Origin of the sequence: Pantoea sp. EKM103V (assembly GCF_011800365.1) — a bacterium.
GTDB classification, from domain to species: domain Bacteria; phylum Pseudomonadota; class Gammaproteobacteria; order Enterobacterales; family Enterobacteriaceae; genus Pantoea; species Pantoea anthophila.
Map to the genome: position 1 here is coordinate 65,092 of NZ_JAALFQ010000004.1, position 21,534 is coordinate 86,625.

The 21,534-nt window shown below is 57.5% G+C and carries 18 protein-coding genes; 8 read left to right on the forward strand and 10 right to left on the reverse strand.

Translation table 11 applies throughout. From position 1 onward, the window contains the following. Nucleotides 1-38 precede the first annotated feature (38 nt). Both lptG and lptF read right to left on the reverse strand, forming a co-directional pair. Nucleotides 39-1,115 (reverse strand): LPS export ABC transporter permease LptG, encoded by a 1,077-nt coding sequence (gene lptG / locus HFD97_RS11135; RefSeq protein ID WP_009092354.1) that lies wholly within the window; start codon nucleotides 1,113-1,115, stop codon nucleotides 39-41. Further along, nucleotides 1,115-2,215: an LPS export ABC transporter permease LptF gene (gene lptF / locus HFD97_RS11140; RefSeq protein WP_058957610.1), complete on the reverse strand. Its 1,101-nt coding sequence runs from the start codon at nucleotides 2,213-2,215 to the stop codon at nucleotides 1,115-1,117. The genes lptG and lptF overlap by 1 nt, the downstream gene beginning before the upstream one ends. A gap of 268 nt (nucleotides 2,216-2,483) precedes the next feature. Here lptF and pepA point away from each other — a divergent pair, with 268 nt between their 5' ends. The 3 genes from pepA to HFD97_RS11155 all read left to right on the forward strand — a co-directional run bounded on the left by pepA (nucleotide 2,484) and on the right by HFD97_RS11155 (nucleotide 7,380). Continuing rightward, on the forward strand, nucleotides 2,484-3,995 hold the full coding sequence (gene pepA / locus HFD97_RS11145; protein ID WP_167431957.1) for a leucyl aminopeptidase: 1,512 nt from the start codon (nucleotides 2,484-2,486) through the stop codon (nucleotides 3,993-3,995). A 65-nt stretch (nucleotides 3,996-4,060) separates the two neighbouring features. After that, nucleotides 4,061-4,519, forward strand: coding sequence for a DNA polymerase III subunit chi (locus tag HFD97_RS11150; protein WP_009092358.1), 459 nt, complete (start codon nucleotides 4,061-4,063; stop codon nucleotides 4,517-4,519). 5 nt (nucleotides 4,520-4,524) lie between these two features. Further along, nucleotides 4,525-7,380 (forward strand): valine--tRNA ligase, encoded by a 2,856-nt coding sequence (locus tag HFD97_RS11155; protein ID WP_046101111.1) that lies wholly within the window; start codon nucleotides 4,525-4,527, stop codon nucleotides 7,378-7,380. Nucleotides 7,381-7,649: 269 nt separating this feature from the next. Here HFD97_RS11155 and HFD97_RS22375 read toward each other — a convergent pair whose 3' ends face one another. Further along, nucleotides 7,650-8,153, reverse strand: a complete 504-nt coding sequence (locus tag HFD97_RS22375; RefSeq protein ID WP_244319800.1) for a hypothetical protein — start codon at nucleotides 8,151-8,153, stop codon at nucleotides 7,650-7,652. A gap of 324 nt (nucleotides 8,154-8,477) precedes the next feature. On the opposite strand from HFD97_RS22375, the gene HFD97_RS11165 reads away from it, so the two are divergent. Next, nucleotides 8,478-8,978 carry a GNAT family N-acetyltransferase gene (locus tag HFD97_RS11165; RefSeq protein WP_046101110.1) on the forward strand — a complete coding sequence of 167 codons (501 nt, stop codon included), beginning with the start codon at nucleotides 8,478-8,480 and terminating at the stop codon, nucleotides 8,976-8,978. Here the strand turns inward: HFD97_RS11165 and HFD97_RS11170 are convergent. From HFD97_RS11170 to rraB, 4 genes are all read right to left on the reverse strand, one after another. Then, nucleotides 8,973-9,761, reverse strand: a complete 789-nt coding sequence (locus HFD97_RS11170) for a histidine phosphatase family protein (protein ID WP_167431956.1) — start codon at nucleotides 9,759-9,761, stop codon at nucleotides 8,973-8,975. The genes HFD97_RS11165 and HFD97_RS11170 overlap by 6 nt on opposite strands. A gap of 13 nt (nucleotides 9,762-9,774) precedes the next feature. After that, nucleotides 9,775-11,094, reverse strand: a complete 1,320-nt coding sequence (locus HFD97_RS11175) for a hypothetical protein (protein WP_167431955.1) — start codon at nucleotides 11,092-11,094, stop codon at nucleotides 9,775-9,777. A 361-nt stretch (nucleotides 11,095-11,455) separates the two neighbouring features. Continuing rightward, the gene (locus HFD97_RS11180; RefSeq protein WP_009092364.1) at nucleotides 11,456-12,217 is read right to left on the reverse strand and encodes a tRNA-(ms[2]io[6]A)-hydroxylase; all 762 of its coding nucleotides are present in this window, start codon (nucleotides 12,215-12,217) and stop codon (nucleotides 11,456-11,458) included. 56 nt (nucleotides 12,218-12,273) lie between these two features. Continuing rightward, nucleotides 12,274-12,690 carry a ribonuclease E inhibitor RraB gene (rraB, locus tag HFD97_RS11185; protein ID WP_009092365.1) on the reverse strand — a complete coding sequence of 139 codons (417 nt, stop codon included), beginning with the start codon at nucleotides 12,688-12,690 and terminating at the stop codon, nucleotides 12,274-12,276. A gap of 162 nt (nucleotides 12,691-12,852) precedes the next feature. On the opposite strand from rraB, the gene argF reads away from it, so the two are divergent. From argF to ridA, 4 genes are all read left to right on the forward strand, one after another. After that, on the forward strand, nucleotides 12,853-13,860 hold the full coding sequence (argF, locus tag HFD97_RS11190) for an ornithine carbamoyltransferase (RefSeq protein ID WP_046101107.1): 1,008 nt from the start codon (nucleotides 12,853-12,855) through the stop codon (nucleotides 13,858-13,860). Nucleotides 13,861-14,144: 284 nt separating this feature from the next. After that, a complete protein-coding gene (gene pyrB, locus HFD97_RS11195) occupies nucleotides 14,145-15,080 on the forward strand; it encodes an aspartate carbamoyltransferase (RefSeq protein ID WP_009092369.1) in 936 nt (311 codons plus the stop codon). A 12-nt stretch (nucleotides 15,081-15,092) separates the two neighbouring features. After that, the gene (gene pyrI / locus HFD97_RS11200; protein ID WP_009092371.1) at nucleotides 15,093-15,557 is read left to right on the forward strand and encodes an aspartate carbamoyltransferase regulatory subunit; all 465 of its coding nucleotides are present in this window, start codon (nucleotides 15,093-15,095) and stop codon (nucleotides 15,555-15,557) included. 72 nt (nucleotides 15,558-15,629) lie between these two features. Next, the gene (ridA, locus tag HFD97_RS11205; RefSeq protein WP_058957616.1) at nucleotides 15,630-16,016 is read left to right on the forward strand and encodes a 2-iminobutanoate/2-iminopropanoate deaminase; all 387 of its coding nucleotides are present in this window, start codon (nucleotides 15,630-15,632) and stop codon (nucleotides 16,014-16,016) included. A 53-nt stretch (nucleotides 16,017-16,069) separates the two neighbouring features. Here the strand turns inward: ridA and lplT are convergent, their stop codons facing one another. The 3 genes from lplT to HFD97_RS11220 form a co-directional block, all read right to left on the reverse strand. Beyond that, entirely contained in the window at nucleotides 16,070-17,260 is a 1,191-nt protein-coding gene (lplT, locus tag HFD97_RS11210; RefSeq protein ID WP_167431954.1) for a lysophospholipid transporter LplT, read from the reverse strand. Continuing rightward, on the reverse strand, nucleotides 17,257-19,407 hold the full coding sequence (gene aas, locus HFD97_RS11215) for a bifunctional acyl-ACP--phospholipid O-acyltransferase/long-chain-fatty-acid--ACP ligase (protein ID WP_167431953.1): 2,151 nt from the start codon (nucleotides 19,405-19,407) through the stop codon (nucleotides 17,257-17,259). The genes lplT and aas overlap by 4 nt, the downstream gene beginning before the upstream one ends. Nucleotides 19,408-19,781: 374 nt before the next feature. Further along, complete coding sequence (locus HFD97_RS11220) at nucleotides 19,782-21,521, reverse strand: penicillin-binding transpeptidase domain-containing protein (RefSeq protein WP_009092384.1); 1,740 nt, start codon at nucleotides 21,519-21,521, stop codon at nucleotides 19,782-19,784. Between the last annotated feature and the right edge of the window lie 13 nt (nucleotides 21,522-21,534).

Consider the following 21,534-nt stretch of genomic DNA (forward strand, 5'->3'; position numbering starts at 1 on the left):
AAAAGGCCGCTTGCGCGGCCTTTTTTCATTCACGGTGCTTAGCGCCGCTTAATCAGCATAAACATACTGATCGCAAAGAACGCAAAGCTTGGCAGGATCGCCCCCAGCACCGGCGGCAGTCCGTAAACCAGACTCAGCGGGCCGAAAATCTGATCCAGCACGTAGAACAGGAAACCGAAGCTGATACCGGTCACGACCCGTACCCCCATCGACACGCTGCGCAGCGGACCGAAAATAAACGATAGCGCCATCAGCATCATCACCGCCACCGACAGCGGCTGGAAAATCTTGCTCCACATATTCAGCCGGTAACGTCCTGACTCCTGGCCGCTCTGCTTCAGATACTTACTGTAGTTATACAGACCGCGAATCGATAACGCATCCGGGTCGAGCGCCACCACGCCCAGCTTGTCAGGCGTCAGATTGGTTTTCCACTCGCCGCTCAGACTCTGTGAGCCGGTAATCTGCTTCGGATCGGTCAGGTTCGACTCATCGACCTGCGACAGTATCCAGCGCTTTTTGTCTTTATCCCAGGTCGCCGTCGCCGCATAACGCACGCTCTGTAAACGGCGCTGATCGGTAAAGTTATAGATGCTGACGCCGTCAATCTCATTGTCGCCTTTAATGCGCTCAATAAAGATGAAGTTGTTGCCATCCTTCGCCCACAGACCATTCTGCGTCGACACCAGTGCGCCGCCGTAAAGCTGCTGCGCCCGGTAGTTACGCGCCATCTGCTCGCCTGACGGCGCCACAAATTCCCCGATCGCCATGGTCAGCAGCACCAGCGGAATCGCCGTTTTCATCACCGACAGCGCCACCTGCATGCGGGTAAAGCCCGCCGCCTGCATCACCACCAGCTCACTGCGCTGCGCCAGCGCGCCCAGTCCCAGCAGAGCACCCAGCAGGGCCGCCATCGGGAAGAAAATCTCAATATCTTTGGGCACGCTCAGCAGGGTGTAATAGCCGGCGCTCAGCGCGCTGTAGCTCCCCTGCCCGGTCTTACGCAGCTGATCGACGAACTTGATGATGCCGGAAAGCGACACCAGCATGAACAGCGTCAGCATTATCGTATTGAAAATCGTTTTACCGATATAGCGGTCAAGAACGCGAAACATCAGACTGACCCTCCGCGTGTAAAGCGGGCGCGAACCCGACGCATCGGCACCGTATCCCACAGGTTAAGCACTATCGCCAGCAGCAGATAGCTGATATTCACCACCCACATCCACACACCCGGATCGAGGCGGCCTTTTGCTCCGCTCGACTTCAGCGAACTCTGCAGCAGGAAGAAGATCAGATAGAGCAGCATCGCGGGCAGCATCGACAGCACGCGTCCCTGACGGGGGTTCACCACGCTGAGCGGCACCACCATCAGCGCCATCACCAGCACCGCGAACACCAGCGTCAGACGCCAGTGCAGCTCGGCCTTAAACTCAGGGGTGTTGTTGCTGAACAGGCCGGTAAAGCTCGACTGCTCTGCATCATTCGGATCGAGCGTCGCCGCCTTATAGCCCACAATCGCCTGATAGTTGGTGAAGTCGGTAATGCGGAAGTCACGCAGCAGGGCCGTGCCCTCAAAGCGGGTGCCCTTATCCAGCGTCACCACCTGCGAACCATCTTTACGCTGCTCCATGTGGCCACTGTCGGCCAGCACTACTGACGGACGCGCATTGCCTTTAGGCCGCAGCTGCGCCAGGAAAACGTTACCGAACTGGTTGCCCTTTACATCCTCGACAAACAGCACGGCGCTGCCGTCACTGGAGGTCTGGAACTGGCCAGCGGCCATCGCCGCGGCTCCCGGGTTCGCTTTGGCGTTCTGCGTTACTTCATCCTGATAACGGGATGACCAGGGGCCGAGCCAGATAACGTTCACCGCCGCCACCAGCGAGGTAAAGAGCATCAATACCATCGCTGCTTTAACCAGCACGGCCTTACTCAGGCCGCAGGCGTGCATCACGGTAATTTCACTTTCCGTGTAAAGCCGTCCCAGCGTCATCAGGATCGCCAGAAACAGACTTAAGGGCAGTATAAGTTGTGCCATTTCAGGCACGCCGAGTCCTAACAGTGTCAGAACCAGGTTTGTCGGCACTTCGCCATCCACCGCGGCTCCCAGGATCCTGACTAACTTCTGGCAAAAGAAGATGAGTAGCAGGATAAACAGGATAGCCAGCTGGCTTTTGAGCGTTTCCCGAACCAGATATCTAATGATGATCACGCTTAGTACGCCTGTGAAAACTTGTCTTTTTGCAGGAAAATCGCTAGTTTCAACGCTTATCAGCCATTTTTCTTCATCAATGGCCGTCGTCGTAGCTAAAATTGTATGAAAAACGCGTCCGGGTGGTGAAAAAACAACATCTTGTCACCCTGATTCATTATGACCTCCAGCGGCAGAATGTCATGCTGCGACAATGAATAAATGGGTCATGAGCGCGCTACATTCTAGCGGCAGCAGCGGCCGTTGTCTTTAAGATTCAGGAGAGTGCATGGAGTTCAGTGTAAAAAGCGGAAGCCCGGAAAAACAACGCAGTGCCTGCATTGTCGTTGGCGTTTTCGAACCGCGTCGTCTGTCACCGATTGCCGAACAGCTGGATAAAATCAGTGACGGTTACATCAGTGCCCTGCTGCGCCGCGGCGAGCTGGAAGGGAAAGTGGGCCAGACACTGCTGCTGCATCATGTGCCAAATATCCTGTCTGAGCGTATTCTGCTGATTGGCTGCGGGAAAGAGCGTGAACTGGACGAACGCCAGTACAAGCAGGTCATTCAGAAAACCATTAATACGCTGAACGACACCGGCTCCATGGAGGCGGTCTGCTTCCTGACCGAGCTGCATGTCAAAGGACGCAATACCTACTGGAAAGTGCGTCAGGCGGTGGAAACCTCAAAAGAGGCGCTCTACAACTTTGATCAGCTGAAGAGCAACAAAGCCGAGCCACGTCGCCCGCTGCGCAAGCTGGTGTTCAACGTGCCGACCCGTCGCGAGCTGACCAGCGGCGAGCGGGCGATCCAGCACGGGCTGGCGGTTGCCGCCGGTATGAAAGCGGCGAAAGATCTCGGCAACATGCCGCCTAACATCTGTAACGCCGCCTATCTGGCGTCACAGGCGCGCCAGCTGGCCGATGCCTTCAGCAAAAATGTGACCACCCGCGTGATCGGTGAACAGCAGATGAAAGAGCTGGGCATGAACGCCTATCTCGCCGTCGGCGCCGGCTCGCAGAATGAGTCGCTGATGTCGGTCATTGAATACAAAGGCAATCCGGACGCCGAAGCGCGCCCGATTGTGCTGGTGGGTAAAGGGCTGACCTTTGACTCCGGCGGCATCTCCATCAAGCCTGCCGACAGCATGGATGAGATGAAGTATGACATGTGCGCCGCCGCCGCGGTCTATGGCGTCATGCGTATGGTGGCCGAGCTGAACCTGCCGCTGAACGTGGTCGGCGTGCTGGCGGGCTGTGAAAACATGCCGGATGGCCGTTCGATGCGTCCGGGTGACGTGCTGACCACCATGTCAGGCCAGACGGTCGAAGTACTGAACACCGACGCCGAAGGCCGTCTGGTACTCTGTGATGCGCTGACTTACGTCGAGCGTTTTGACCCGGAAGTGGTGATCGACGTCGCGACGCTGACCGGTGCCTGCGTGATTGCGCTGGGCCATCACATCAGCGGCCTGCTGTCGAACCACAATCCGCTGGCGCATGAGCTGATCAGCGCGTCCGAGCAGTCCGGCGATCGCGCCTGGCGTCTGCCGATGGCGGATGAGTTCCAGGAGCAGCTGGAGTCCAACTTTGCCGATATGGGCAACATTGGAGGCCGTCCGGGCGGCGCGATCACCGCCGCCTGCTTCCTGGCGCGTTTCGCCCGCAAATATAACTGGGCGCACCTGGATATCGCCGGAACCGCCTGGCGCTCCGGCAAGGCCAAAGGCGCCACCGGTCGTCCGGTGCCGATGCTGTCACAGTTTCTGTTGAATCGGGCAGGATTGAACGGCGACGATTAAGCGCCCTCTTTTCTGACAGCAAGGGCGGATCTGATTCCGCCCTTGATCTTCTGATGAGCAAACCGATGAAAAACGCAACCTTCTACGTGCTGGAAACCGATGCCACTCAGGATGGCCTGAGCGCTGTTGAAGCGCTGGTGTGCAATCTGGCGGAAACACGCTGGCGGGCCGGAAAGCGGGTGCTGATTGCCTGCGAAGATGAACAGCAAGCCATTCGTCTCGACGAAGCGCTGTGGCAACGACCGGCCAATGCCTTCGTGCCGCACAACCTGGCGGGTGAAGGCCCCCGCTACGGTGCGCCGGTTGAGCTGGCCTGGCCACAGCGTCGCGGCAGTTCACCGCGCGACCTGCTGATAAGCCTGCTGCCCCACTTCGCAGATTTTGCTACTGCTTTCCATGAAGTGATAGACTTCGTTCCTTACGAAGACGCTCTCAAACAACTCGCGCGCGACCGCTACAAAGCGTATCGCAGCGTGGGTTTCCAATTGAATACGGCAGCGCCACCACAGCCGCAAACGACATAGCAGAAATGGAAAAGACATATAACCCGCAAGATATCGAGCAGCCGCTTTACGAGCACTGGGAAAAGCAGGGCTACTTCAAACCGAATGGCGACACCAGCCAGGAAAGCTTTTGCATCATGATCCCGCCGCCGAACGTCACCGGTAGCTTGCACATGGGTCACGCCTTCCAGCAAACCATCATGGACACCATGATCCGTTATCAGCGCATGCAGGGCAAAAACACCCTGTGGCAGGCGGGAACAGACCACGCGGGCATCGCCACGCAGATGGTGGTTGAGCGCAAGATTGCGGCTGAAGAGGGCAAAACGCGCCAGGATTATGGCCGCGATGCGTTCATCGAAAAAATCTGGGAGTGGAAAGCGGAATCCGGCGGCACCATTACCCGCCAGATGCGTCGCCTCGGTAACTCCGTTGACTGGGAGCGCGAGCGCTTCACGATGGACGAAGGCCTCTCCAACGCCGTTAAAGAGGTGTTTGTTCGCCTCTACAAAGAGAACCTGATCTATCGTGGCAAACGCCTGGTGAACTGGGACCCGAAACTGCGCACCGCAATCTCCGATCTGGAAGTGGAAAATCGCGAGAGCAAAGGCTCGATGTGGCATATCCGTTATCCGCTGGCGGATGGCGCTAAAACCGCTGACGGCAAAGATTATCTGGTCGTCGCCACCACCCGTCCGGAAACCCTGCTGGGCGACACCGGCGTGGCCGTGAACCCGGAAGATCCGCGCTATAAAGATCTGATCGGCAAATTCGTGATGCTGCCGCTGGTTGGCCGCCTGATCCCGATCGTCGGCGACGAACACGCGGACATGGAAAAAGGCACCGGCTGCGTCAAAATCACCCCGGCTCATGACTTCAACGACTACGAAGTCGGCCGTCGTCATCGCTTACCGATGATCAACATCCTGACCTTTGACGGCGATATCCGCGACCGCGCTCAGGTGTATGACACCAACGGCGAAGCCAGCGATGTCTGCTCCGACGACATCCCGGCCGCCTTCCAGGGCATGGAACGCTTTGCCGCGCGTAAAGCAATTGTCGCCGCGGTGGATGAACTGGGCCTGCTGGATGAGATCAAACCCCACGACCTGACCGTTCCTTACGGTGACCGTGGCGGCGTGGTGATTGAACCGATGCTGACCGACCAGTGGTATGTGCGTACCGCCCCGCTGGCGAAAGTAGCGGTTGAAGCCGTTGAGAACGGTGATATCCAGTTCGTGCCGAAGCAGTATGAAAACATGTACTTCTCCTGGATGCGCGATATTCAGGACTGGTGTATCTCCCGTCAGCTGTGGTGGGGTCACCGCATTCCGGCGTGGTATGACAACGACGGCAACGTCTACGTCGGCCGCACCGAAGACGAAGTGCGCGCGGAAAACAACCTGGCCGCCGATGTGGCGCTGCGTCAGGATGATGACGTGCTGGACACCTGGTTCTCCTCAGGCCTGTGGACCTTCTCTACCCTGGGCTGGCCGGAGAACACCGAAGCGCTGCGTACCTTCCATCCGACCAGCGTGCTGGTCAGCGGCTTCGACATCATCTTCTTCTGGATTGCCCGCATGATCATGCTGACCATGCACTTCATCAAAGATGAAAATGGCAAACCGCAGGTGCCGTTTAAAACCGTCTACATGACCGGTCTGATCCGTGATGAAGAGGGTCAGAAGATGTCAAAATCCAAGGGCAACGTGATTGACCCGCTGGATATGGTTGACGGCATCTCGCTGGAAGCGCTGCTGGAAAAACGTACCGGCAACATGATGCAGCCGCAGCTGGCCGAGAAGATCCGCAAACGTACCGAGAAGCAGTTCCCGAACGGCATCGAGCCATCAGGCACCGATGCGCTGCGCTTTACGCTGGCGGCACTGGCCTCAACCGGTCGCGACATCAACTGGGACATGAAGCGCCTGGAAGGGTATCGCAACTTCTGTAACAAGCTGTGGAACGCCAGCCGCTTTGTGCTGATGAACACCGAAGAGCAGGATTGCGGACAGAATGGCGGCGAGATGACGCTGTCGCTGGCGGATCGCTGGATCCTGACCGAGTTCAACCACACGGTGAAAGCCTACCGTGAAGCGCTGGATACCTATCGCTTCGATATCGCGGCGAACATCCTGTATGACTTCACCTGGAACCAGTTCTGTGACTGGTATCTGGAGCTGACCAAGCCGGTCATGAACAGTGGCAGTGAAGCGGAGCTGCGTGGCACCCGTCACACGCTGGTTCACGTACTGGAAGCACTGCTGCGCCTGGCGCACCCGATCATTCCGTTTATCACGGAAACCATCTGGCAGCGCGTGAAAGGCCTGAAAAACATCAGCGATGACACCATCATGCTGCAGCCGTTCCCGCAGTTTGATGCCGCGAAGGAAGATGCGGAAGCGAAAGCCGATATCGAGTGGATGAAGCAGGCGATCGTTGCCGTGCGTAATATCCGTGCGGAGATGAACATTGCGCCGAGCAAGCCGCTGGATGTGCTGCTGCGTGACTGTTCACCGGCTGCCCAGCGCCGCGTTGAAGAGAACCGTAATTTCCTGTCACGCCTGGCGCGTCTGGAAAGCCTGACCATTCTGCCGGCAGGCGAGAAAGGTCCGGTCTCGGTCACTAAAATTGTGGAAGGCGCAGAGCTGCTGATCCCGATGGCGGATCTGGTCGACAAAACCGCTGAACTGGAGCGTCTGGCGAAAGAGCTGGTTAAGCTGGATGTGGAAATCGAGAAGATCGAGACCAAGCTGGCGAACGAAGGCTTTGTTTCACGCGCGCCGGAAGCCGTGGTGGCGAAAGAGCGCGAGCGCGTGGCAGACCTGCAACAATCAAAAGCAAAACTGATTGAACAGCAGGCGGTCATTGCGGCACTCTGATTAACAGTTTGCCCTGAAAAAACCCCGCGCAAGAGCGCGGGGTTTTTTATAGGTGAATGAGCCAGAAATAGGGTTATCCCGATTCAGGCTAAAAAATAGCGCCAGTTTCCCTGCGCCATCTGCACTGCCTGTTTGCGAATTAACGTCATGATAGCAATATTCAGATCAGTAAATTCAGAGTTTTGATTTCGGCAAAAGGCGTTACGTTTTAGTTAAATAAGAAAGAAAAAGATCGGGCTCAATCTGTCAATAACCCGCCGCCATCGATTTTATTCAGGCTGCATCGTATTATTCAGATGCGTAACAGCCGCGTTTAAAACCGTCATACATCTCTCTTTCCAGTACCCCCCGGAGTTTGATTTACTGAGCGCAGCCGTGCTTTTCGCTACATAAAGCAATACTTCATCCGGCGCTGGCTCAATAAATGGCACACCACAAATGGCATTAACATTTTCTTCATTGAGAAACATCAATACCTTTGCAGGGTTTGCAGGCAGGGCATAGGCCATAGCGATGTTTAAACCTTCCTGAAAAGAGGTTTGCCCTAAGAAAGGCGAACGAGTAAGAACCGGGTAGAGTCCTATCCAGTAAGCGCGTCCTTCTGAAAGATAGGCCGTTATCTGTTCATAATCTTTTTCAGAAAGTTGAGTACTGTCGTTACTGCCCGATGCCGTCAGGACTTTGTCTGCTAAAATTTTCTCTGAGGATTTAATCTCCGCTGACGAGCACATCAAAGAGAATAGAGCAATTGCCACAACAAATGGCCATTTCATTTCACAGCTTCCTTTTTTTCAGAATATTATTTTTATCGCTTTTGAAGCGTTCAACTTACCGAAGCAAAGCCAGATAGCGTTGATTTACATCAACGAATAAAGACAGATCTCAATACAAAGACAGCCTTATTTTCACAAGTGCGAGAAGAAAGCACTTTTATTCATAAGGCGGGTAATCATTAAAAGTAAAAAGAATTCCTGCATCGTAGTCAGAAATGTAAATGGCATTAAAAGCGTCTGAGGATTATCAGTAATATTGCTTTTAGATGACGATAATGTTACTTCTGGTAAATGTCTAACCGATTCGCATAACCCAACCCCAACATGATTTCTGACTCTCAACACCTCCAGGTGCGGCCGATTACTGCCGCCGATAATCCGCATATTGCTCATGTCATCCGCGTTGTTTCGGCGGAATTTGGCCTGACGGCTGACAAGGGCTATACCGTCTCCGATCCCCAGCTCGACCAGCTGTTTGAGCTCTACAGTGCCGATCAGAGCGCCTACTGGATTGTTGAGTATCAGGGCAAGGTGGTGGGCGGCGGAGGCGTGGCGCCTCTCGCCTGCAGTGCGCCAGACATCTGCGAACTGCAGAAAATGTACTTCCTGCCCGTGGTGCGCGGCCAGGGCCTGGCGCGCGAGCTGGCACTGCGGGCGATGGATCATGCACGCAGCCACGGCTTCCGTCGCTGCTACCTTGAAACCACCGCCAGCCTGACCCGCGCCATCAGACTCTATGAGTCGCTGGGCTTTGCGCACATCGAGGGCGCGATGGGCTGCACCGGCCATGTGGATTGCGAAGTGCGCATGCTGAAGACCTTATAAGCCGCGCTCCACGTAACGCATATCGTTGATGGACTCGATTTTGAACTGCCCGTTATCGGTGTAGCGCAGCAGCGTCACGCTGGCATTCTTAAGCTGCTCGCGTAACGAAGTATCGCCCAGCGCCTGCAGCAGCGTGGTGATAGCCATACCGTGACTGACCACCAGCACATTGCCTCCGCCCTGCTGCTGCGCCTGCTTCGCGATTGCCGTGATACTCTCCATCATGCGCTTAGCTACCTGCTGATAGGTTTCGGCCTGGCCGGAGGATTTAATCCCTGGCAGCGATGGCGTGCCTGCGGCTTCCGCCTCATGAATCGCATCGATCATCCTGTCCATCTGAATTTTACCGGCGCTGAATGCCTCCAGCAGCGCCGTGTCGGAGGGATAACCCGCCTGAAGGGCGGCAGCGGTAATCAGATTTTTATCCAGATCGCCTTCATAAAGGCCAAATCCCACCTCGCGCAGCCCTTTCATCTCCTTCAGCACAGGCGAATTTTTCCAGTTCTTCATCACCAGCTGCGCGGTTTCTCTCGCCCGACCCGAATCGCTGGACCAGGCCGCGACGAAGGACAACGGCTGTAAACCCCGCCCCAGTTGCTCTGCAACTGCAGCCCCGGAAGCGGTCAGCGGCGTATCGGCCCATCCCTGAGCGCGATGCACCGTGTTAAACATGGTCTTGCCATGCCGGGTCACATAGAGCATCACATCCGCGGCCCAGGCGGAGCCGGCAGTGCTGACGGAGATGAGGGCAATTAACATCAGGGTTTTCAGTTTCGTTTTCATTTTACTCTCCGGGTTAAAAAAGATTGAATTTATATTGAATGACCACTTCGGCGGATAAACTGCGGGAGCGCTGAACTTTTCCCTGACTATTCAGGCGCGGAGTCTCTTTACTGTTTTTATATGACCAGCCATAACCGGTCAGCGTAAATAGTGTCAGATGTTTAAAGGTGGGATGCTGATTACTGAACTGATTAATTAATGAAACCTCGCCAGTTCGTACAAGATTATTACGATAATGGAACTGACCATAATTAAGCTGTATTCCACTGCTGATCCCCTTTGTGATTTCATACTGACTCAGAGAGACCAGCGCCAGCTCTCTGTCACGCATATAATCTTTGCCCGCGGAGGTCAGTGAAGTGAAACGTCCCCGGGTATTTTTAGTCAGGGGTCGGGCATAATATCCCACCGCCTGCTTTTTAGGGGCGGAGGTCCAGCCAGCAGCCAGCCTCTGCGTCCAGGCGCCCTGCTTCCAGATGGCCTCCCCGATATAGTGCCATGCCTGGTGATCAAAGGTTCTTTTGCTGGCGGGCATACTTTTATACTTTTCCAGCGCCTGGCTGCCATAGATCTGCGAAGCCAGTGACCAATGTGGCGAGAGGGAATAGCCTGCCTCAATGACATGGCGGCGCTGATAGCGTTCGGCCTCGCCAAACGCATAGGCCAGCGCGTGACCGCTATCTTTGTAGCTCAGCGCCGCGGTGTAAATGGCGTCGATTTTTTGCCGGGTCTGGGTTTGCAGCGCCAGCGTTTTACCCGAGTCGTGCCGTATGGCTTTGTTAACCATGGCAAGATCCAGCCGGGCATTCTGCCACGTCACGGCACCGCTGTAGCCGGCATAGCTGTTGCGCGACAGGCGATCCGTGGTCGTCAGCACACCGATATTTTTCAGTTCCTGCCAGCCCGCCTTCCCCTCGAACCGCAGCGCGCGGTTGCCGAGCTTCAGCTTAAGATAGCGCTGACTGAACTTGCTGAAGCCGTGCGCATCCCGCTTTTCCATGTTCCCGCCGCTGTCATAGAGCAGACCACGCGTGGAGAAGTAGTCGCTGGCGCCCAGGCGTACGGCGCGGGTATAGGTCGCATCAAACCCGAGCAGGTCCCACTGATAACCGGAACGAAAATCGAACGTCGCGGCCTGGCCCCAGGCGTTGTGAACCGCAGTGGGCTGCGCTTCGTTCTCCTTGAGATACTTCCAGTGATTGCGCAGTCTGAGATCGAGCGCAGCGTCACGCCATAATCCGGAGGAGGTCTGAATGCCGGACGCATTAACATTTCCCCAGCAAAGGGTCAAAAATAGCGAAACAAATAACAGAGAATAACGTTTTCCTTTCATTATGAAGTCCTTCACCTGGCGATATTAAAAATCCGTCACCCCATGACAATAAGGGTGACCTGGTGCCGTTAACCCATAAAAAAACCCGACCCACTGCCCTCTGTTAAAAAGGGCAGCGAGTCGGGTTTTGCTTAAAAAAATAACAATCCCGCACTGACTCCGGGACTATATTTATTTAAGGGCGGAAAGTCAGCGTAAAAAAGCCGTTATGTGATAGGTGGCACAAAATATCTTTGTCTGCCAGCGTGATTTAAAATAAAGCGTTACACAGCGCGTTATTTAAAACAGCGCCACGCAGGAAACATAAACGCGGTCACCCAATCAGAAAAAGAGACACCCCGATCAGGGTGCCCTCAGGGATTCACCAGGCGGGTACGCCGCTGTGAAAACGCAGCTCCGTGTCCGGCTCGCTAATCAGCTTCGCCTCGACCCGGCCAATCGCCTGCACCCGTGGCGCGATATCTTTTGCCGCGATCTGCGCAGCCAGCGTCAGGTAATCCTGATAGTGGCGCGCCTCGGAGCGGAGGAGCGACAGATAGAACTTCGCCAGCTCGTCATCCAGCCAGGGAGCCAGACTGGCAAAACGTTCGCAGGAGCGCGCCTCAATGTAAGCGCCGCAAATCAGCTTATCCACCAGCGTTTCCGGCTCATGGGTGATCACCTCACGCAGCAGAGATTTTGCATAGCGGCTGGAGGTGATCTTCTGATAGACCAGTCCGCGCGACTGCATAATCTCCCACACCTGATAGAAGTGATGCAGCTCCTCTTTAATCAGCAGCACCATCTTTTCCACCAGCTCATCGGCCCAGGGCAGCGCATTGCGCACGATGATGCGTTTGGTCAGATTTTTATGGGCATTGATAAAGTCGCTGTCGCCATCTTCGCGGAAGATGAAGTCTTCATAGGGTTTCAGCCAGGCGAGAATTGCCTCGCCGCTCGGCTTGTCGGCAACATACTTACGGATTAACCACACCGCGGTCTGCGCGGCTTTCAGTTCGCACACCAGATGGTCGGTCAGCAGCAGGGTCAGGTTTTCCGGCTTGCGCGCCTCATCAATCCAGGCTTGCGGCGTGCGGCAGTGCAGAAACTGACAGATCGGTTCGAGTAGCGGTGCGTAATTCATGATGTCAGAACAGAGCAGGAGAAGGTAAGAGGCGGAGAGGGCTCCGCCCGGGCGACTTAGTGGCGAACACCATCATCATCTTCATCGTCGATAGCGTCGTCATCTTCCTCTTCGGCATCGGGATCTTCGAAATAGGTGCCCCAGCCGTCATAATCGACGTTGTATTTACCGACCAGGTTAACCAGCTGCTCAACCTGCACATCGATCAGTTCCGCTTTCAGCGCCGATTCGCTGAGGATGTCAACGCACATGACGGTCGTGCCATCTTCCAGCTCCAGCTCTTCCGGCTCGGTCACTTCATAACCCAGCTTAAAGGCGTCAACGGCCGCTTTTTCCAGCGAATCAAAATTATTGCATGAGAGATGGTGCTCGATGGTATAGAGCGCATCGGGATCGCTGCCATCCTCCAGCAGTTCTTCGATAATCTGCCGCGTCTCTTCACGCTGCTCTTCCAGCAATGCTTCATATGCCATAACGATGTTCCTCTCTGAGTTCGGCAATAAACCGCTATTTTCCCACACTGCCTGTCGCGCCACTACACAAAACGACAAGTTTATTGGCACCCGCTCTTGAAAATGCATATTCATACGGTTAGATTGAATTTTAATTCATTTTAATGATTACCGGAGTGTTGTATGAGTCAGCTGTATCAGCGCCATTTCCTCAGGCTTCTGGATTTTACCCCCGCCGAAATGGATCACCTGCTTACCCTTTCCGCTGAATTAAAGCAGGCGAAAAAAAGCGCCAGCGAAGTGCAGTACCTGAAAGGCAAAAACATCGCGCTCATCTTCGAAAAAGACTCGACCCGTACCCGATGCTCTTTCGAAGTTGCCGCTTACGATCAGGGTGCTAACGTCACTTATCTCGGCCCGAGTGGCAGCCAGATCGGCCATAAAGAGTCGATGCGCGACACGGCGCGGGTGCTGGGCCGGATGTACGATGGCATCCAGTATCGCGGTTACGGTCAGGCGCTGGTTGAAACGCTGGCGGAACATGCCGGTGTGCCGGTCTGGAACGGCCTGACAGACGAATTTCACCCGACCCAGCTGCTGGCCGACCTGCTGACCATGCAGGAGCACCTGCCGGGCAAAAAACTCAGCGACATGACGCTGGTCTATGTCGGTGACGCACGCAACAACATGGGTAACACCATGCTGGAAGCGGCGGCGCTGACCGGACTGGATCTGCGCCTGGTGGCCCCGGAAAGCTGCTGGCCCGAGGCGCAACTGGTGGCTGAGTGCCGTGAGGTCGCCCGTCAGACCGGCGGTACCATCACCCTCACCGACAATATTGCCGACGGCGTCAAAGGCGCAGACTTCATCTACACCGATGTCTGGGTGTCGATGGGCGAAGCCAAAGAGGTCTGGGCAGAGCGTATCGCCCTGCTGCGTGACTATCAGGTTAACCGGGCGATGCTCGATCTGACCGGCAACCCGCAGGTGAAATTCCTGCACTGTCTGCCCGCTTTCCATGACGATCAGACCACGCTGGGTCAGCAGATGGCGGAACAGTACGATCTGCCTAACGGCATGGAGGTGAGCAACGAGGTGTTTGAGTCGGCGCACAGCATTGTCTTTGACCAGGCCGAGAACCGGATGCACACCATCAAAGCGGTGATGGTGGCCACGCTGGGCCAGCGCTGATCGTCCGGCGGCAGGCGGGCTGACCCCACAGGTTGTCACTCGTCTGCCGCCCTGGCCCACTCCGCAGCGCAAACGTTTTCCCTTGCTGCGCCACCGCGAACGGGTATAATGCGCCCCAATTTGCCGGAGGAAATATGCGACAGCACAGCGGACAATTTGACGCGCCATCACGCCTGACCGCAGGCGGTGCTGCTGTTTCTTTCGGTCATCGACCCGATCATAAAAAAGCCCCTTAAACAGGGGCTTTTTTTTGTCCGCAATCCGGCCGCGCAGAGGAGAGAGTTATGGCTAACCCGCTATACCGCAAGCACATCATTTCAATTAACGACCTCAGTCGTGAAGAGCTGGAGCTGGCGCTGCACACCGCCGCTCAGCTTAAAGCCCATCCGCAGCCGGAACTGCTGAAGCACAAGGTGATTGCCAGCTGCTTCTTTGAGGCCTCGACCCGCACCCGCCTGTCGTTTGAAACCGCCATTCACCGTCTGGGTGCCTCAGCGGTGGGCTTTGCTGACGGCAGCAACACGTCACTGGGCAAAAAAGGCGAAACCCTGGCCGACACTATTTCCGTCATCGGCACCTATGTGGATGCGATTGTGATGCGTCATCCGCAGGAGGGCGCGGCGCGGCTGGCGACGGAGTTTTCCGGCGGCATTCCGATTCTGAACGCCGGTGACGGGGCCAATCAGCATCCGACCCAGACCCTGCTCGACCTCTTCACCATCCAGGAGACCCAGAGCCGCCTGAATAACCTGAACGTGGCGATGGTGGGGGATCTGAAATATGGCCGCACCGTGCACTCCCTGACCCAGGCGCTGGCGAAGTTTGATGGCAACCGCTTCTTCTTTATCGCGCCCGATGCGCTGGCGATGCCCGCCTATATCACCGACATGCTGGACGAGAAGAGTATCCCCTGGTCACGTCACGACAGCTTTGAAGAGGTCATGCCGCAGCTCGATATTCTTTACATGACGCGGGTGCAGAAAGAGCGGCTCGATCCGTCTGAATATGCCAACGTCAAAGCGCAGTTCATCCTCCGCGCCGCCGATCTCGCCACGGCGCGTGACAACATGAAAGTGCTGCACCCGCTGCCGCGCATCGACGAAATCACCACCGATGTCGACAGCACCCCTTACGCCTGGTATTTCCAGCAGGCGGGTAACGGCATCTATGCACGCCAGGCTCTGCTGGCACTGGTTTTAAACAGCGAACTCGCCCTGTAAGGAGATCTCATCATGACGCAGGACAACAAATTGCAGGTCGAAGCGATCAAACGCGGCACGGTCATCGACCACATTCCGGCACAGATCGGCTTTAAGCTGCTCTCTCTGTTCCGGCTGACCGAAACCGACCAGCGCATCACCATCGGCCTGAATCTGCCGTCGGGCGAGATGGGTCGCAAAGATCTGATCAAGATTGAAAACACCTTTCTTACCGACGATCAGATCAATCAGCTGGCGGTCTATGCGCCCGATGCCACGGTTAACCGCATCGACGACTATGAGGTGGTGGCCAAGATCGCCCCGACGCTGCCGGATCGCATCGAGCGGGTGCTGACCTGTCCCAACAGCAACTGCATCAGCCGCAGCGAGCCGGTCTTCTCCAGTTTTGCCGTGAAGCAGCGCGCCGACGATGTGCATCTCAAATGCAAATATTGCGAAAAAGAGTTCGCCCGCCACGTGGTGCTGGGTCACTGGTAATCGCCCTGCCCGACCTTATAATGGGCAACACCGGCGGCACCGCCGCCTGACGACATAATTAAAGGAGCCATGATGTCCCGTGAAATCAGTACTGAGAAAGCCCCTGCCGCGATCGGTCCCTATGTTCAGGGTGTCGATCTGGGCAGCATGATCATCACCTCAGGTCAGATCCCGGTTGATCCGGTGACCGGCCAGGTGGCGGATGACATTGCCGCACAGGCGCGTCAGTCGCTGGAGAATGTGAAGGCGATTGTGGAAGCGGCGGGCCTGAAGGTGGGCGATATCGTGAAGACCACGGTGTTCGTGAAGGACCTGAATGATTTTGCCACGGTCAACGCCACCTATGAGGCGTTTTTCACCGAGCATGACGCACACTTCCCGGCGCGTTCCTGTGTCGAAGTGGCGCGTCTGCCAAAAGATGTGAAGATTGAAATCGAAGCGATCGCGGTCCGTCGCTGATTCGTCCATCCGCCTCTCTCCGCCGCGCAGGCCGGAGAGAGGCGGTGACGCGCTTAACGCTTAGCCGGTTGCCACAGCCACAGTACGGCTATCGCCAGCGCAAACAGTACGCCAAACCCGACGCCCGTTGCGACAGCAGGCGCACCCGCCTTTATCGCCAGCGTATAGAGCCCCAGCATCACCAGCATCGCGCTGTTCTCACCGAGATTCTGCACCGCAATCGCGTTGCCGGAACCGACGCTCTCTTTGCCCCGCGCCTGCAGCAGCGCGTTCAGTGGCACCACAAAGAAACCGCCCAGCGCGCCAATCAGCATCAGCAGGAGATAGGCGCTGACCAGCGAATGCTGCAGCGAGAAGACGACGACCATCACGCCAATCAGAACGCCCGCGGGCATGCAGCGGCGCACCGTCTCCAGCGTCACCAGCTTCGCCGCCGCCGCCGCTCCCAGCACAATCCCGATTGCCACCATCGCATTCAGGGTGGTGGGGGTGGTGTTGTCGCTGATGCCCAGCGCCACCGGCACCCACAGCACCAGCAGGAAACGCAATGTCACGCCAGCGCCCCAGAAGAGGCTGGTGCCGAGCAGCGAGAAGCGCGTCTCTGCGTCGCGCCACAGCAGCCCAACGGCATCGAAAAAGCGGCGCACCATGACGCCCGGCCGCCAGCTCTGGCCTGGCCGCGCCGCCTGCAGTTTCGGGATAAAGAGGTTCGCGGCGACCGCAATGCCGTAGGTGAGCGCACAGATCCCCAGCGCCGCCAGCAGATGCCAGTCCGCCAGCATTCCGCCCGCCACCGAGCCGAGCAGAATGGCGGCGATGGTCGAGCCCTCCATCAGCCCGTTGGCTTTCACCAGCTTCTCGCCGTGGGTAATCTCACCCAGGATGCCATATTTGGCCGGGGAATAGGCGGCCGCCCCCGCGCCGACCAGGGTATAGCCGATGAACGGATTGAAGCCGAAGCAGATGGTCAGCGCCCCCAGCAGCTTCAGGCTGTTGGCGAGCATCATCACCCGCCCTTTTGCCATGCTGTCCGCCACCTGACCAACAAAAGGCGCCAGCAGAATGTAGGCCGCGACAAAGAGCATCTGCAGGATCGGCTGGCTCCAGTCGGGATAGAACTGGCTTTTCAGCAGCGCCAGCGTGGCAAACAGCAGCGCGTTATCGCCGAAGGCGGAAAAGAACTGGGCGACAATCACGGCGATCATGCCGCGTGACATCAGCGGTGCAGTGCGATCAGGGCTCATGTCTGCTCCTCTTCCGCCATCTTTTTCAGCGTCACATAGTCAGGTTTCCCGCTGCCGAGCTGCGGCAGCTGTTTCACCACCCGGATGTCGCGCGGCAGCGCCAGATCCGGCGCGCCCAGCTCGCGTGCCGCTTTCTGCAGCGTGTCGCGCGCCAGTTCAGCGTCGGTGGTGAAGAGCACCAGCGCTTCGCCGCGCTGCCCATCGGGACGCAGTGAGGCGGCGTGCTGTTTGTCCGGCGACGCTTTCAGGGCGATCTGCTCAACGATCTCCAGCGACACCATCTCACCGGCAATCTTGGCAAAGCGTTTGGCACGGCCCTGAATCTGGCAGAAACCGCCTTCATCAAAGCTGACGATATCGCCGGTGTCATACCAGCCCGCCTCCCTATTGCCTTCACCATCGTCGGCGACCGGCGCTTCGAGTACGCCAGGGTTTTTGACGCGCAGATAGCCCTTCATCACGTTTGGCCCGCGCAGCTGCAGCCGTCCGCCGTTCTCGATGCCCGGCACCGACATCAGCCGTGAATCCATGCCCGGCAGAATCCGTCCGACGGTGTGCGCCTTCGTCGCCATCGGCACGTTGATGGCGACCACCGGCGCACACTCGGTGACGCCATAGCCTTCAAGGATGCGGATGCCGTACTTCTCCATATAGAGCTGGCGGGTGTTCTCCTGCAGCTTCTCGGCCCCCGCCACCACATAGCGCAGGCGGGCAAAATCGTACGGCGCGGCAAAGCGCGCATAGTTGCCCAGGAAGGTGGAGGTGCCAAACAGCACGGTGCAGTTGCGGTCATAGACCAGCTCCGGCACGATGCGATAGTGCAGCGGGCTGGGATAGAGAAAGACCTGCGCGCCGGTCATCAGCGGCGTAAACAGGCCGACGGTCAGGCCAAAGGCATGAAACAGCGGCAGCGCCGACATAAAGCGATCGCGCGGCGTGAAGTCCGCCACGGTGCGGATCTGTTCGACGTTCGCCAGCAGGCTTTTATGCGAATGCACCACCCCTTTGGGATTGCCCTCCGAGCCGGAGGTAAACAGCACCATCGCGGCATCTTCCGGCTGCTGCGGCAGCTGGGCGCGGCGTGGCATCAGCAGATGGGCGAGGATCCACAGCTTGTCCTTGCTGGTGACGGTATCTTTGAGATCTTCCAGGTAAATCCACTGCACATCGTCCAGCCCCTGCGGCAGATGCCACAGGTTGCCTTTCTCCAGGAACTGCCGTGAGGTGAAGACCGTTTTAATCTGCGCGGCGGTCAGCGCCGCCCGCATGCCGTTCACGCCTGCGGTGTAGTTAAGCATCGCCGGAACGCGACCACGCAGTGAGGCACCGAAAATCGCCGCGGCCGTCACGGTGGTATTGGGCAGCAGCAGCCCCACCACTTCACGCGGCTGACTGTAGCGCTCCAGAATCCGGCCCACGCCCAGCGACTTTTTCAGCAGTCCGTTGTAGCTGTCAGGTTTGAAACTGACATCTTCGATGCAGCGCTTAAACACGCCGTAGCGGGTCCGGGCGGAGAGCAGCGCCTCAAACAGGGTTTCACGCGGACGCACCGCCATGCGCGCTTCCATCATGATATGGTGCAGATGCTCCCCGGCCAGCATACGCCGGTCGCGCGCCCGTTTCGCCTCCGGCATCGGAATGCGGGTGGCGGGCAGCACAGAGAGGGTGATGCGCGGGAACAGGCGGCGTTTGAACACGCCCGCCAGGCGACCAAACGGCGTGAACTCTGCGCCTTCAATCCGCATCGGCACCACGTTCGCACCCGAGCGGGCCGCGACAAAGCCCGCCCCGCTGTAGATCTTCATCAGCGAGCCGGTGACGGTAATCCGCCCTTCCGGGAAGATCACCACCGGACGGCCACTGTCGATCAGCCGCACCAGCTGCTTCAGCGCCATCGGCCGGGTCGGGTCCAGCGGCACAAAGTCGATAAACGGTCTGACCAGGCGCATAAACCAGCTTTCGCCGATGGTCGAGTAGATGGCGAAGACCGGTCTGATCGGCAAAAATAGCGCCAGCAATATGCCGTCGAGAAACGACATATGGTTCGGCGTGATCAATACCTTCTGTTTATGCAGTTCGGCGACGTCGCCACGCAGTTCGACCCGCCATAACAGGCGGAAGATGAGGCGCAAGAGTGTGAAAACCATGCCGGCTCCTTAGCATCGGGGAAAAATAGGCCCTCACGATGCAGGATTTGAGGCAGTTCGACAACAGAATTATCGCCATACCGACACCGCATCAGGGTGCCTGCCAGCCACCGCCGGGGGCGGCCCACTGCGTGTCTGACCACATCCGTCAGAGGCACACCGGACAGGCAAAAAAAACCCACGCTTCTGCGTGGGTTGGTGTAATAACAGGGTCTCACCGCCGAAGCGGTGTTGTTTTCACACCCATCAATACCTCTGGGATCGCTATCGTCGCACTGATTTGCCCTGCGGTGACAGCGTGAAAACGCAACCGAATTCGGGGAAATGCAACGAGGTGTGAAAATTAGCCACCCCGCGCTTACACTCTGATTTGTCTAGGATTTATCTGAAGCGCCGGTGACCGGCTTGCTGTAGATCGCGTCCGGCGCGATGTTCATGTGCTTCAGCACCGGCCCCATGATGTTGCCGAACACCGGTGCGGCCACTGAGCCACCGAAGTGATCGCCCGCCGTCGGATGGTTAATCATCACTACCAGCGCCACTTCAGGATGACTGGCGGGCGCGAGACCGGCGGTATAGTTGACGTAGCCGCCATCATATTTGCCGCTGGTGCCCATCTTTTCCGCCGTACCGGTTTTGGTTGCCAGCCGGTAGCCCGGCACCGCCGCCTTCACCCCGGTGCCGCCCGGCAGCACGTCGCTCTCCAGCATATGCACCACCTCTTTGACCGTTTCCGGATTCGCGACCTGCTTGCCCAGAACCGGCGGCGTCACGCGGGTGATCGACAGCGGACGGTAGACGCCATAGGAGCCGAGCGTGGCATATTCACGGGCAATCTGCAGCGGCGTGACGCGCAGACCATACCCGAACGAGAAGGTGGCGCGTTCGATATCGGCCCAGCGGGCGCGATGCAGCGGGAAGTAACCCACGCTTTCGCCGGTCAGGCCTAAGCCGGTCGGTTTACCCAGTCCGAACGCATGGTAGGTGTTGACCAGCGCTTCGGCGGGCATCGCCAGTGCCATATGCGAGACGCCGATGTCACTCGACTTCTGCAGGATGCCGGTCATGGTCAGGCGCGGCCAGTGGCCGACGTCGCGGATCAGGTGCCCGTTAACCCGATAAGGCGTGGTGTCGATCACCGAGTCGGGCCGCACCAGATGGCGCTCCAGCGCCTCCATGACCACTAACGGCTTGACGGTCGACCCCGGTTCGTAGCTGTCGTTGATAGCCGAGTTACGCATCTGCGCCGGCGTGGCCCCTTCATAGTTGTTGGGGTTGAACGACGGATAGGAGGCCATCGCCAGAATCTCGCCGGTGTCGATCTTCACCAGCACGGCGGCACCAGAATCCGCCTTGTTGAGCAGCACGCCGTCGCGCAGTTTGCTGTAGAGGGTGTACTGATCGTATTTGTCGATGCTGAGCTGCACCGTTGGCGGCTGCGTTGGCGGCTGATAGTTAATCATCGAGATAATGTTGCCCGCCGCATCCTGCCGATAGACCTCTTTGCCCGGCTCGCCCTGCAGCACCTTATCAAAGCCTTTTTCCAGCCCGTTCAGACCGACGTTATCGGCCCCGACGATGCCGATCAGCGGCGCAGAGGCTTCGCTCATTGGATAGAAGCGGCTGTCATCATAGACTTCGCTGATCCCCTTCAGCTTCAGCTCTTTAATATCTTTGGCGATCCCCAGTTCGATTTTGCGCCCCAGGTAGAGAAAGCGGCGTTTCGGGTTGGCGGTGATCTGCGCGGCCAGCACTTCGGGACGGGTATTCAGCGCCGCGGCAAGATAGGCCCATTTGGCACTGGTAAAATCGGGGTTGCTCTCCAGCACGCGCTGCGGATCGGCGATCACATCGCGCGACGGCACGCTGAGCGCCAGGGCTTCGCCGTTACGATCCAGCAGGGTGCCGCGACTGGTGGGCAGCGTGACGGTTCGCAGCGATCGCTGATCCGCTTCGTGCTCCAGCATCGGCTGATTCAGGAACTGCAGGTCCGCGACGCGCGCCAGCAGCACCACCAGACAGGTCATCACACCCAGGCAGATCAGCCGGAATCGGAAAGGGTTAAAGGGGGCTTTTATCTGGTCTTTTCCCAGTAGTTTTTTAATCCGGGGCATGGCGTTCCGCTGC

Coding starts and splice junctions, on each gene's coding strand:
- HFD97_RS11165 (WP_046101110.1), top strand. CDS start 8,478: ATGATTTCTGACTCTCAACACCTCCAGGTGCGGCCGATTACTGCCGCC.
- HFD97_RS11175 (WP_167431955.1), bottom strand. CDS start 11,094: ATGAAAGGAAAACGTTATTCTCTGTTATTTGTTTCGCTATTTTTGACC.
- HFD97_RS11155 (WP_046101111.1), top strand. CDS start 4,525: ATGGAAAAGACATATAACCCGCAAGATATCGAGCAGCCGCTTTACGAG.
- lplT (WP_167431954.1), bottom strand. CDS start 17,260: ATGAGCCCTGATCGCACTGCACCGCTGATGTCACGCGGCATGATCGCC.
- HFD97_RS11170 (WP_167431956.1), bottom strand. CDS start 9,761: ATGAAAACGAAACTGAAAACCCTGATGTTAATTGCCCTCATCTCCGTC.
- ridA (WP_058957616.1), top strand. CDS start 15,630: ATGTCCCGTGAAATCAGTACTGAGAAAGCCCCTGCCGCGATCGGTCCC.
- HFD97_RS22375 (WP_244319800.1), bottom strand. CDS start 8,153: ATGAAATGGCCATTTGTTGTGGCAATTGCTCTATTCTCTTTGATGTGC.
- argF (WP_046101107.1), top strand. CDS start 12,853: ATGAGTCAGCTGTATCAGCGCCATTTCCTCAGGCTTCTGGATTTTACC.
- HFD97_RS11220 (WP_009092384.1), bottom strand. CDS start 21,521: ATGCCCCGGATTAAAAAACTACTGGGAAAAGACCAGATAAAAGCCCCC.
- pyrB (WP_009092369.1), top strand. CDS start 14,145: ATGGCTAACCCGCTATACCGCAAGCACATCATTTCAATTAACGACCTC.
- pepA (WP_167431957.1), top strand. CDS start 2,484: ATGGAGTTCAGTGTAAAAAGCGGAAGCCCGGAAAAACAACGCAGTGCC.
- HFD97_RS11150 (WP_009092358.1), top strand. CDS start 4,061: ATGAAAAACGCAACCTTCTACGTGCTGGAAACCGATGCCACTCAGGAT.
- rraB (WP_009092365.1), bottom strand. CDS start 12,690: ATGGCATATGAAGCATTGCTGGAAGAGCAGCGTGAAGAGACGCGGCAG.
- HFD97_RS11180 (WP_009092364.1), bottom strand. CDS start 12,217: ATGAATTACGCACCGCTACTCGAACCGATCTGTCAGTTTCTGCACTGC.
- aas (WP_167431953.1), bottom strand. CDS start 19,407: ATGGTTTTCACACTCTTGCGCCTCATCTTCCGCCTGTTATGGCGGGTC.
- lptG (WP_009092354.1), bottom strand. CDS start 1,115: ATGTTTCGCGTTCTTGACCGCTATATCGGTAAAACGATTTTCAATACG.
- pyrI (WP_009092371.1), top strand. CDS start 15,093: ATGACGCAGGACAACAAATTGCAGGTCGAAGCGATCAAACGCGGCACG.